The organism is Rathayibacter sp. AY1F6 (assembly GCF_002932035.1).
In the GTDB taxonomy this organism is placed as follows: domain Bacteria; phylum Actinomycetota; class Actinomycetes; order Actinomycetales; family Microbacteriaceae; genus Rathayibacter.
Genome location: NZ_PSVD01000005.1, coordinates 154290 through 166207, shown reverse-complemented (window position 1 = coordinate 166207; position 11918 = coordinate 154290). Strand labels below are relative to the sequence as shown.

Here is an 11918-nt window from a genome sequence, read left to right as displayed (position 1 = left end):
CAAGCTATCCACGCTTGGAAGGAGCAGCACCCATGACCGAGAGTCACGAGGGTCCTCGTCAGCCGGAGGAACCCACCACGCCGACGGAGTCCGGCGCCCGAGAGGCGACCGAGCGCACCCCCGGCGAGAGCTCCGGAGCGTCGTCCTCGACCACCGGGCCCACCGAGCCGATCCACCGGGGCGGAGCGCACCGCGAGAGCGAGAACCCGACCGTCCCCCACCCCTCCTCCTCGGCCACCCAGCCGCCGTACACGCCGAACGCGACGGCCGGCAACGAGGCGCAGCCCGTCTCCCAGCCGGCCCGCTACGGGCAGTACGCGCCGCCCGCGGCGAACACCCTGCACGGCTCCGAGGAGCCGCCCTCCTCGAGCCCCTTCGGCCCGGGCGCCGAGTACACCCCCGCCCCCACCGCCACGAAGCGCCGAGCCGGAGTGGGCGTCGTCGCGGCGCTCGCCATCGGCGCGGTCGTGGGCGGAGTCGCGGGAGCCGGCGTGTTCGGCCTCTGGTCCGCCTCCAACGGCGGCGGGACCCGCGTGGTCTCCGCCGGCGGCTCGCAGACGATCACGGTCAACAACGCCGAGGACGCGACGACCGCCACCGCGGTCGCCGCCAAGGCCACTCCGAGCGTCGTCACCATCGCGGTGAGCGGCAGCTCGTCCGCCGGCACCGGCTCCGGCATCGTGCTCTCGAAGGACGGCTACGTCCTGACCAACACCCACGTGGTCACCCTCGACGGCGAGATCGCAAACGGCACCGTCTCGGTCACGACCAGCGACGGCCGGATCTTCGACGCGACCGTCGTCGGCACCGACCCGACCCTCGACCTCGCCGTCATCAAGCTGACCGGCGCGACCGACCTCAGCCCGATGACGTTCGCGGACTCCACCAAGATCAACGTCGGCGACACGGCGGTCGCCATCGGCGCCCCGCTCGGCCTCTCCGGAACCGTGACCGACGGCATCGTCAGCGCGCTCAACCGCAGCATCCAGGTCGCCTCCTCGGCGGCTCCGGACGACTCGGGCGACAGCTCGAGCGGCGGCACCGAGAGTCCGTTCAACTTCGACATCCCGGGCCAGCAGGCGCCGACCCAGGCGAAGAGCACCATCTCGCTGCCCGTCATCCAGACCGACGCGGCGATCAACCCGGGCAACTCCGGCGGCGCGCTGCTCGACAGCGACGGCGAGCTGATCGGCGTGAACGTCGCGATCGCGAGCGCCGGCCAGTCCTCCTCGAGCGGCCAGTCCGGCAACATCGGAGTCGGATTCGCGATCCCCAGCGCGATCGCCGAGCGCATCGCGAAGGAGATCATCGCGAACGGCTCCGCCTCGCACGGCCTGCTCGGCGCGAGCGTCTCCGACTCGACCGCGGACGTCCTCGGCGCCCGCATCGAGGAGGTCTCCGGAGGCGGTGCCGCGCAGGCGGCCGGTCTCGCCAAGGGCGACATCATCACCGCGATCGACAGCACTCCGATCACGAGCGCGTCCGACCTCACCGCGCAGGTCCGCGCGCAGGCCGCGAACGCCGCGGTCGAGCTGACCTACGTCCGCAACGGCCAGAGCTACCAGGCGAAGGCGACGCTCGGCCAGATGGCCGCCGGCTGACCCTCCGCCGCCGCGCACAGCCCCTCGAGGATCCGTCCCCGGGGGGCTTTTCCGCGTCCGGGCCCGGCCCGGGGCGCGGCGCTCCCCGCTGGTAGGGTGGTGGATCCCTGCGCCCGCGCTCCTCCCGCACGAACTGGACCCATGCAGCACGAGATCCCGGAAGACGACCTCTCCGACCTGCCCGGCGTCTCCTACGTCATGCCCGTCCTCAACGAGGTCGCCCACGTGCGCGCCGCGGTCGACTCGCTGCTGCATCAGGACTACACCGGCCCCTTCGACGTCGTCCTCGCCGTCGCCCCGAGCATCGACGGCACGGAGCAGCTCGTCGCCGAGCTGAGCGCGGCCGATCCGCGGATCCGGGTCGTGCCGAACGAGGTCGGCTCCACTCCTGCGGGCCTCAACGCCGCGATCCGCGCCTCGCGCCACCCGGTCGTCGTCCGGGTCGACGCGCACTCCGTCCTGCCGCCCGAGTACGCGCGCACGGCGGTCGAGGCGCTGCAGCGCTCCGGAGCGGCGAACGTCGGCGGAGTGATGGCGGCGGAGGGCCTCACCCCGTTCCAGCGCGCGGTCGCCCGGGCCTACGGCTCCCGCATCGGGCTGGGCGGCACACCCCACCACGTGGGAGGCGAGGAGGGCCCGGCCGACACGGTGTACCTCGGCGTCTTCCGCCGCTCCGCCCTCGAGCGCGCCGGCCTGTTCGACGAGCGCTTCAAGCGCGGGCAGGACTGGGAGCTGAACCGGCGGCTGCGCGAGCGCGGCGAGGTCGTCTGGTTCACTCCGCGCCTCACCGTCACCTACCGGCCGCGGCCCTCGATGCGCGCGCTGCTCCGGCAGTTCCTCTCGACCGGGATGTGGCGGGGCGAGCTCACCCGGATGTTCCCGGCCTCGCGGTCGCTGCGCTACTTCGCTCCGCCCGTGCTCGTCGCGATGCTCGCGATCGGGCTGCTCGTCGGGCTGGCGGGAGTCGTCCAGGTGCTCGCCGGAGCTGCGCCCTGGCTCCTGCTCGGGTTCGCGGTGCCCGCCGCCTACCTCCTCCTGGTGGCGGCGGCCACTCTCGTGGTCGCGCGGCCGGACGGCGCGCGTGCGATGCTGTGGTTCGCCGTGGTCATCCCGGCGGTCCACGTGGCCTGGGGGACCGGCTTCGTGCTCGGCTTCGCCGGGCTGACCAGCAACATCTCCGCCCACCGCCACCAGCCGCGGTCCGACTCGCCGAGGGGCGCATGACCACGACGACGAGACCCCGCTCCATCGCCGAGCTGCGCGCCGTCGCGCAGCCCCCGGAGGTGCGCGGCCGCCGCAACGCCGAGCACTGGACGGCGTCGCTCTACCTGCGCCGCTTCTCGCCCTACCTGACCTGGCTGCTGCTGAAGACCTCGATCTCGGCGAACGGCGTCACCGGGCTGATGATCCTGGTCGGCTGGAGCGCGGCGGCAGCCCTCCTGATCCCGGGGATCGCCGGAGCGGCGCTGGCGCTGCTCCTCGGCCAGCTGCAGATGCTGGTGGACTGCTGCGACGGCGAGGTCGCGCGCTGGCGCCGCACGTCCTCGCCGGCGGGCGTGTTCCTCGACAAGGTCGGGCACTACACGACCGAGGCGCTGATCCCGATCGCGCTCGGGCTGCGAGCGGCGGGCGTCCCGTTCGAGGCACCGGCGGACTTCCTCTGGACCACGATCGGCTTCGCCCTGGCCCTGGTGATCGTCCTCAACAAGGCGCTCAACGACATGGTGCACGTGGCGCGCGCGAACGCCGGTCTCACGAAGCTGGCCGACACGAAGGGCGAGGCGGTGCCGTCCTCGTCCGGGCTGGCGGGGCTTCGCCGCGCCGCCCGCTTCCTGCCCTTCCACCGCCTCTACCACTCCGTCGAGCTGACGATGCTGGCCTTCGCGACCGCCCTCGTGGGCCTCGTCGTCGGAGCGGGCACGGCCGACCGGGTCCTCGTCGGGGCGCTGCTGCCGCTCGCCCTCCTCGCCCTGGTCGGCCACTTCGTCGCGATCATGGCGTCCAAGCGTGTCCGCTCCTGAGCCGCGGGTCGGCGTCGTCGTCCTGACGCAGGGGACTCGGCCCGACGACCTCGCCGCGGGGCTGGCCGGCGTCCTCGCGCAGGAGGGCGTCGAGCTGGACGTCGTCTGCGTCGGCAACGGCTGGGAGCCGGACGGCCTGCCCGAGGGAGTGCGCGCCCTGGCGCTCCCCGAGAACCTCGGCATCCCGGCGGGCCGGAACGCCGGAGTCGACGCCGTCGCGGGGGAGTACCTCTTCTTCCTCGACGACGACGCCCGGATCCCGTCCGCCCGCTTCCTCGTCGACGCGGTCGCGCTGCTCGCCTCGAACCGCCGCATCGGCCTGGTGCAGCCCCGCGTCGACAGCACGGACGGCACGCCGAGCCCGCGGCGCTGGATCCCGCGGATCCTCAAGGGCGACCCCCGCCGCTCCGGCCCCGTCTTCTCGGTCTGGGAGGGAGCGGTCGTGCTGCGGCGCGACGTGTTCGCCCGGACGGGCGGCTGGGCGGCTCCGTTCTTCTACGCCCATGAGGGCATCGAGCTGGCCTGGCGGGTCTGGGACACGGGTCGCACCGCCTGGTACGCGGGAGAGCTCGTCGCCCAGCACCCGGTCATCCAGCCGACCCGTCACGCCGACTACTACCGGCTGAACGCGCGCAACCGCGTCTGGCTCGCCCGCCGCAACCTCGCCGCACCTCTGGCGCTCGTCTACGTGGGGTCCTGGACCGCGATCCAGTGCCTCCGCTGGCGTCGCGACCCGGCCGCCCTGCGCGCCTGGTTCGCCGGCTGGCGGGAGGGATGGCGCTCGGATCCGGGCGGCCAGCGCGTCCTCTCGGCCCGCACGGTGCTCCGGATGGCGTTCGCCGGGCGTCCGCCGATCGTCTAGCATCGGGGAATCCGCCCCCGCCGGGGCCCCCGAAAGGACGACGGTGTTCGATTCGACCCAGCTCTCCCCGCCCGAGCGCGCCGAGGCGGAGGCGACCCCTGCCGGACCGGACCTCCTGACGGCGGTCCGCGAGCGCCTCGGCGCCGTCGACGACGAGTTCTCCGGCCGCCTCGACGAGCACCTCGCGCGCCTGGTCGATCTGCTCGCCACGGTGTACGCCGGCCGCGACGACCTCGAGGACCAGCTCGTCGCGATCGTCGAGCTCGCCGCCGCCTCCTGGGAGGAGCGGCCCGAGGAGCTCCGCGCGCTCGACCGCGCCCGCGAGCAGCACCCGACCTGGTTCCTCTCGAACAAGGCTCTGGGCGGGGTCTGCTACGTCGACCGCTACGCGGGCGACCTCGAGGGGCTGCGCGCCGAGATCCCGTACCTCCGCGAGATCGGCCTGAACTACCTGCACCTGATGCCGCTCTTCGATGCGCCCGAGGGCGAGTCGGACGGGGGCTACGCGGTCTCGAGCTACCGGCGCGTGCGGCCGGACCTCGGCGACATGGAGCAGCTCCGCGGGCTGGCCTCCGAGCTGCGTGAGCAGGGCATCGCACTCGTGGTCGACTTCGTCTTCAACCACACCTCGAACGAGCACGAGTGGGCGCAGCGCGCGCTCGCCGGCGAGCAGCGCTTCGAGGACTACTACTGGATCTACCCGGACCGGGAGCAGCCCGACGCCTTCGAGCGCACGACGCGCGAGATCTTCCCGGACGACCATCCCGGCTCCTTCGTTCAGCTGGAGGACGGGCGCTGGGTCTGGGCCACGTTCCACCGCTACCAGTGGGACCTCAACTACTCCAACCCCGAGGTGTTCCGGGCGATGGCGGGAGAGATGCTCTTCCTCGCCAATCAGGGCGTCGACGCCCTGAGGATGGACGCGGTCGCGTTCATCTGGAAGGAGCTCGGCACCACCTGCGAGTCGCAGCCGCAGGCGCACCTGCTGCTGCGCGCGTTCAACGAGGTCTGCCGCCTGGCCGCTCCGGCGCTGCTGTTCAAGTCCGAGGCGATCGTGCACCCCGACGAGGTGATCGAGTACATCGACGTCGAGGAGTGCCAGCTCTCGTACAACCCGCTGCAGATGGCGCTCACCTGGGAGGCGCTCGCCACCCGCGACGTCCGTCTCCTCTCGCAGGCCCTCGAGCGCCGGCACGCCCTCCCCGAGGGCACGGCCTGGGTCAACTACGTGCGCGGGCACGACGACATCGGCTGGACCTTCGCCGACGAGGACGCCGCCGAGCTCGGGATCGACGCGGCCGGCCACCGCCGCTTCCTCAACGACTTCTACACCGACCGGTTCGACGGCACGTTCGCCCGCGGAGTGCCGTTCCAGGAGAACCCGCGCACCGGCGACCGCCGCGTCTCGGGCACCACCGCGTCCCTCGCTGGAGTGGAGGCGGGTGACCCGTACGGGATCGACCGTGTGCTTCTCGCGCACTCGATCGCCCTGAGCACCGGGGGGCTGCCGCTGCTCTACCTCGGCGACGAGGTCGGCCAGCTCAACGACCACGGCTACCTCGACGACCCGACGACGGCCGGCGACTCGCGCTGGGTGAACCGGCCGCGCCGCCCCGCGGAGCGCTACGACGAGCGCGAGGTCCCGGGGACGGCCGCGAGCGAGGTCTTCGGCGGGCTGCTGCACCTCATCGCCGTGCGCAAGGCCGTGCCGATGTTCGCGGGCACCGAGCTGAGCGTCTTCGACCCGGTCAACGACCACGTGCTCGGCTACCAGCGCCCCGGCGACGGGGAGTCGGTGCTCGTGCTCGCGAACGTGTCGGACGAGGTCCAGGAGGTCGCGGCCGAGCGGTTCGGCGGGTTCGCCGCGGAGGCGGTCGACCTGGTCACCGAGATCGCGGTCGACCTGCGCGAGGGCTTCCGTCTCGCTCCGCTGCAGTTCGTCTGGCTGAGGGTGACCCCGGCCTGATCGGCCCGCGCGACGCCCCCGGCGCGGGGGCCGTCGCCGGTACCCTGGGGCGGATGACTCCCGCTCCCCGTGCCCTGATCGCCCGCCTCCGCACCGACGCGCGACTCGCGCGCAAGGTGGGCGGCGAGCTGCTCGCGGCTCGCCGGGCCCGCCACGCGGTGACCCGGCTGCTCGCGGAGCGCGGGCCGCTGCCCGAGGGCCGGTTCGAGGTCGGCGTCTACTTCGCCGACGGCGACATCAACCTGTACCAGCTGCGGCAGTGGTACCGGCCGCTGGCCGAGCTGGCGGAGACGCACCCGGTCGTGCTGCTCAGCCGCAACGCCGGCGCCGCGGAGGTGCTGCTGCGCGAGAGCCCGGTCCCCGTCGCCTACGTCCGCTCCGTCGCCGACCTCGAGAGCACCATCGCGAGCCAGCCGCTGCGGATCGTGCTCTACGTCAACCAGAACGCCCGCAACTTCCAGATGATGCGCTACGGGCGCCGCTGGCACGTCTTCGTCAACCACGGCGAGAGCGACAAGATGTACATGACGACGAACCAGTTCAAGGCGTACGACTACAGCATGATCGCCGGGGACGCCGCCCTCGCCCGGCTGCGCCGCGTGCTCTGGGACTACGACTTCGACAGGCGCGCCCTCGCCATCGGCCGTCCTCAGGCGGACCACTTCGCCGGCGCCGTGCCGTTCACGCCCGACGAGCGCCGCGTGGTGCTCTACGCGCCGACCTGGGAGGGCGACCGCCCCGCCGCGGGCTACGGCTCGATCCGGAGCCACGGCACAGCCCTCGTGCGCGGGCTCCTGGCCGACCCGCGGTTCCGGCTCGTCTACCGCCCGCATCCCCGCAGCGGCGCGGTCGACTCCGACTACGCCGCGGCCGACCGGGCGATCGTCGCGATGATCGCCGCCGCCAACGCGGCCGATCCGCGCGCCGGTCACGTGCACGACACCGGCGCCGAGCTCGGCTGGCAGCTCGCCGCCGCCGACCTCGCGATCCTCGACGTGTCGGCGATGGTCTACGACCGGCTGGCCACGGGGCGCCCGCTGCTGGTCACCCGGCCCGTCAGCGCCGAGGCCGAGGTCGACGAGAGCGGCTACCTCGGCGACGCGGAGTGGCTGCACGCCGAGGACGCCTCCGCGATCATCGCGCGGATCGACAGCGCCGAGCACGATCCGGAGTCGGTCGAGCGGCTGGAGCGCTGGGTGCACCGCTACTTCGGCGACACGTCGCCCGGAGCGGCCACGCGGCGCTTCCACGAGGCGATCGAGCACCTGCTCACCGAGTGGGAGCGGCACGCCGCTCTGCACCGGGGCGACGGCGCGGTCGACGACCACGATCCGGAGGGCTGAGCGGGCGGGAGCACCGCTCGAACGGCCGCGTCAAGGGTGGGCCGGTCGCCGGGCGGCCTCCCGGTGCCCCGCTACGCTCGTCCCATGATGACCCCGCGCGCCTTCGCCCGCTCCCGCCGGCGCCGGTCGGCATCCGCCCAGCCCGCGGTCGAGCCGGACATCGTGGTCTCCGCCGACCCGGAGAAGCCGGTCTTCACGATCCGCTCCTTCCGCATCGGCCTGTTCGGCGCGCTCGGCGTGCTGGTGGCGCTCGTCCTGGGCGGCCTCGTCGTGCAGCTGGGCACGGTGCTGACCTACATCTTCGTGGCGCTGTTCTTCGCGCTCGGCCTCGATCCGCTGGTCTCCTGGCTCGAGAGTAAGCGCCTGCCGAGGCCGCTCGCGATCACAGCGGTCTTCGCCGCGGTGGTGCTGATCTTCGCCGGCCTGCTGGTCTACATCATCCCGATCCTGGTCGAGCAGCTGACGATGTTCGTCACGAGCGCCCCGCAGATCGTCACCGACATCGCCTCGCAGCAGTGGGTGCTCGACCTCGAGCAGCAGCTGCGCGGCGTGATCGACATCGACGAGCTGATCGAGAGCGTCCAGAGCTTCATCGGCAACCCCAACAACCTGCTCTCGCTCGGCGGCGGACTGATCGCGGTCGGGACCGGGATCGCCAGCGGCGTGACCGGCGCCGTCATCGTGCTGATCCTGACGCTGTACTTCCTCGCGTCGCTGCGCTCGATGAAGGCCGTCGCCTACCGCTTCGCCCCCGCCTCGCACCGCGCGAAGGCGCACGAGGTCGGCGACGAGATCACCGGCGCCGTGGGCCGCTACGTGGTCGGCCAGGTCTCACTCGCCGGCGTGAACGGCGTGCTCACGTTCATCCTGCTGCTCTCGATCGGCGCCCCGGTGCCGGCGCTGCTGGCCTGCGTCGCGTTCCTCGGCTCCCTGATCCCGCTGGTCGGCACGCTCTCGGGCGCCGTGATCATCTCGCTCGCCTGCCTCCTGGCCTCGCCGCTGACCGCGCTGGTCGCCGCGATCTACTACCTCGTCTACATGCAGGTCGAGGCGTACCTCCTCAGCCCCCGCATCATGAACAAGGCCGTCTCGGTCCCCGGTGCGGTCGTCGTGATCGCGGCGGTGGCGGGCGGCACCATCGCGGGCGTGCTCGGCGCCCTGGTCGCGATCCCGGTCGCGGCCTCGGTGATCATCGTCGTGCAGAAGGTCGTCTTCCCCCGTCAGGACGCCAAGTAGCGGACCGCACCGCGACGGCCGGTCCGCTCAGCGCCAGGGCGGCACCGCGCCGTCGACCGCAGCGCTGAAGCGGCGGACCGACTCCGGGACCGCGACGCCCTCCTCCGCCGGCACCGGCGCGAGCGTGCGGGTGACCAGCGGCACGACGCCCGCCCAGACCCCGGCCTCCGGCTCGTCGTCGGCTCCGTGCGCGCGCACCTTCAGGCTCGCCTCGGCCAGGGGGAGGCGCAGCACCAGCGTGGCCGCGATCTCGCGGGCGGTGCTCGCTCGCACCTCCTCGTCGCGCCCCGGGAGGAGGCGTGCCACCAGCAGATCGAGGGCCCGCGCCTTCTCCTCGCCCTCCAGCGCCTCGGCCCGGCCGATCACCATCGCCGAGCGGTAGTTCATCGAGCTGTCGAAGGTGGAGCGGGCGACGACCAGTCCGTCGACCAGCGTGACCGAGGCGGTGAGGAGCGAGTGCCGAGCCGCCTCCCGCAGCAGTCCTCCGCCGCTCGACCCGTGCAGCAGGAGGGAGTCGCCGTCGCGGGCGAAGAGGATCGGCAGCACGATCGCGGCGCCGTCCCGCACGACGGCGACGTGGGCGACGAGCGCCTCGTCGAGCAGGGCGTGCAGCTCGGCGGGATCGGTGCGCTGGCGGTCGCGGAGACGGGAGACGCGGGTGCGGTCGGTGACGGGGAGGCTGTCCATGTCGGAATCGTCCCGCGCCGACTGGATCTGCCAGGATGCCACTGGGCCGCGATCGGAGTGGTCCAGAGCGGAGCGGTCGATGGCGTCGGGCGATCTGGAGATCCCGCTCCTCCTCGGGCCGTCGCCGCGCGGCTCGGTCCGCGCCGGGCTCGCCGAGGCGCTGCGCCAGGCGGTGCTGGACGGGCGCTACCGGGCGGGCGATCCGATCCCGTCGAGCCGCGTGCTCGCCGAGCGGCTCGGCGTCTCGCGGGGCTCCGTCGTCGCCGCGGTGGATCAGCTGGTGGGGGAGGGCTACCTCGTCGCCCACCCGCGCGCAGCGGTGACGGTCGCCTCCGACGGACTGCTGGCGCCGGCGCCGCAGGAGCCGCGGCCGGAGTCCCGGGAGACCGTCGTCCCGCCCGCCGCGGCGGACCTGAGGCCGGGCCGGCCGGACACCCGCGCCCTCGACACCCCGGAGTGGCGGGCCGCCTGGCGCCTGGCGCTCGCCTCGCCGCCCTCGGCGCCTCCTCGGGGTTCCGGGGACCCGGCCCTGCGGGAGCGGATCGCCGAGCAGCTGAGCCGGTCCCGCGGAGTCGACGTGCAGGCGTCGGACGTGGTGGTGACCAGCGGTACCGCGGGCGCCGTCGCGCTCCTGGTCCGCGCCGCCTCGGCCTCGCTCGGACGCGAGGTGCGCGTCGCCGTCGAGGACCCCGGCTACCCGGCCGTCCGGCGCCGCCTGCGCGCCGACGGGCACGAGGTCGTCGGCGTCCCGGTGCGCGGCGACGGCATCGACCTCGACGCTCTCGCGAGCTCCGGCGCGGACGTGGTCGTCGTGACTCCGTCGCACCAGTACCCGACCGGCGGCAGGCTCGCCCTCGCCGAGCGCCTGGAGCTGGTGCGCCGCGCGTCGGCCGGCCCCCTGCTCGTGGTGGAGGACGACTACGACAGCGAGTTCCGCTACGTCGGCGCCCCGCTGCCCGCGCTCGCCTCGCTCGACTCCGGCGGCGGGGTCGCCCATGTCGGGTCGTTCTCGAAGACCGTCTCGCCGTGGCTCCGCATCGCCTACCTGGCCGTTCCGCGGGCGTCCTGGCTGCGCGCGGCGCTGGCGGGCCTCGACGACGAGAAGGACGCCTCCGCCTCGGGTCCGACGCAGGCGGCGCTCGCGCAGTTCATGGCGAGCGGGGCGTTCCGGAGGCATCTCACGCGCTCGAGACGGCGCTACGCCCACCGCCGTGAGCTGGTCCACGCATTCGGGGAGTCGGTGCCGTGGGGGCGCGCGAGCGGACTCGACGGGGGTCTGCACGTCGTCCTCTCCCTGCCCGCGCCTCTGGACGCGCACGCCGTCGCGGCCGCGCTGCTTCGGGAGGGACTGCTCGTCGCCACTCTGCACGAGTACGCCCTGTCGGGACGGGCTGCGACCGAGGCGCTGGTCCTCGGCTACGGCCATGTCGGCGACCTCGAGCTCGCTGCGGCGCTGGACCTCGTCGACCGGACCGTCCGCGCGCTCGCCGCCGGGGCCGTCCGTGGTATCCCTGGAGGATGACCCGCGACTCCGCCCTGCACATCACCGACGATCCCGACGCCGACGCGCTGCTCAGCCGCGACCCGCTGGCGCTGCTGATCGGGATGCTCCTCGACCAGCAGGTCGCGATGGAGACGGCCTTCTCCGGGCCCCGCAAGATCGAGGAGCGCCTCGAGGCGGAGGGCGCCTCCTTCGACGCCGCGTCGATCGCGGGCTTCGACGAGGACGCGTTCTCGGAGCTCTGCCGGACTCCGCCCGCGATCCACCGCTACCCGGCGAGCATGGCGGGGCGCGTGCAGGTCCTCTGCCGCGCTCTGGTCGACGACTGGGACGGCGACGCCGCGGCGGTCTGGACGCGCGACGAGCCCGACGGCCGCACGGTCCTCGCGCGTCTGAAGGCGCTGCCCGGCTTCGGCGAGCAGAAGGCGCGGATCTTCCTCGCCCTGCTCGGCAAGCAGCGCGGATTCTCGGGGGAGGGCTGGCGCTCGGCCGCGGGCGCCTACGGAGAGGAGGGCGCCTTCCGCTCGGTCGCCGACATCGTCTCTCCGGAGTCGCTGACGAAGGTCCGCGCCACCAAGCAGGCCGCGAAGGCCGCCGCCAAGGCGGAGAAGTAGGGCCGGGGGCGGCGGCCGGATGGATCGAGCGCTCGACGACGGTCCCGGTCGCCGTCTCCGCAGTCGCAGGCCGAGCAGCCCGACCCG

General features: G+C 73.6%; 10 protein-coding genes. 9 read left to right on the top strand and 1 reads right to left on the bottom strand.

Features of this window, described 5'->3' with window-relative positions; all coding sequences use genetic code 11:
• The first annotated feature begins 32 nt into the window (after positions 1-32).
• The 7 genes from C5C44_RS07030 to C5C44_RS07000 all read left to right on the top strand — a co-directional run bounded on the left by C5C44_RS07030 (position 33) and on the right by C5C44_RS07000 (position 9029).
• Positions 33-1601, top strand: coding sequence for a S1C family serine protease (locus C5C44_RS07030; RefSeq protein WP_104335583.1), 1569 nt, complete (start codon positions 33-35; stop codon positions 1599-1601).
• 141 nt (positions 1602-1742) lie between these two features.
• Complete coding sequence (locus tag C5C44_RS07025; RefSeq protein WP_181067779.1) at positions 1743-2825, top strand: glycosyltransferase family 2 protein; 1083 nt, start codon at positions 1743-1745, stop codon at positions 2823-2825.
• Entirely contained in the window at positions 2822-3622 is an 801-nt protein-coding gene (locus tag C5C44_RS07020; protein ID WP_104223579.1) for a CDP-alcohol phosphatidyltransferase family protein, read from the top strand. The genes C5C44_RS07025 and C5C44_RS07020 overlap by 4 nt, the downstream gene beginning before the upstream one ends.
• Positions 3609-4484: a glycosyltransferase family 2 protein gene (locus tag C5C44_RS07015; protein ID WP_104335582.1), complete on the top strand. Its 876-nt coding sequence runs from the start codon at positions 3609-3611 to the stop codon at positions 4482-4484. Before C5C44_RS07020 ends, C5C44_RS07015 begins: the two co-directional genes overlap by 14 nt.
• 115 nt (positions 4485-4599) lie before the next feature.
• Positions 4600-6450 carry an amylosucrase gene (locus C5C44_RS07010; protein ID WP_104287983.1) on the top strand — a complete coding sequence of 617 codons (1851 nt, stop codon included), beginning with the start codon at positions 4600-4602 and terminating at the stop codon, positions 6448-6450.
• Positions 6451-6503: 53 nt separating this feature from the next.
• Entirely contained in the window at positions 6504-7793 is a 1290-nt protein-coding gene (locus C5C44_RS07005; RefSeq protein WP_258063239.1) for a hypothetical protein, read from the top strand.
• 84 nt (positions 7794-7877) lie between these two features.
• Entirely contained in the window at positions 7878-9029 is a 1152-nt protein-coding gene (locus tag C5C44_RS07000) for an AI-2E family transporter (RefSeq protein ID WP_258063238.1), read from the top strand.
• 27 nt (positions 9030-9056) lie between these two features.
• Here the strand turns inward: C5C44_RS07000 and C5C44_RS06995 are convergent, their stop codons facing one another.
• A complete protein-coding gene (locus C5C44_RS06995; protein WP_104335581.1) occupies positions 9057-9716 on the bottom strand; it encodes a pyridoxamine 5'-phosphate oxidase family protein in 660 nt (219 codons plus the stop codon).
• 79 nt (positions 9717-9795) lie between these two features.
• Here C5C44_RS06995 and C5C44_RS06990 point away from each other — a divergent pair, with 79 nt between their 5' ends.
• Together C5C44_RS06990 and C5C44_RS06985 are read left to right on the top strand one after the other, a co-directional pair.
• The gene (locus C5C44_RS06990) at positions 9796-11238 is read left to right on the top strand and encodes a PLP-dependent aminotransferase family protein (RefSeq protein WP_181132753.1); all 1443 of its coding nucleotides are present in this window, start codon (positions 9796-9798) and stop codon (positions 11236-11238) included.
• On the top strand, positions 11235-11831 hold the full coding sequence (locus C5C44_RS06985; protein WP_104223574.1) for an HhH-GPD-type base excision DNA repair protein: 597 nt from the start codon (positions 11235-11237) through the stop codon (positions 11829-11831). Before C5C44_RS06990 ends, C5C44_RS06985 begins: the two co-directional genes overlap by 4 nt.
• Positions 11832-11918 lie beyond the last annotated feature (87 nt).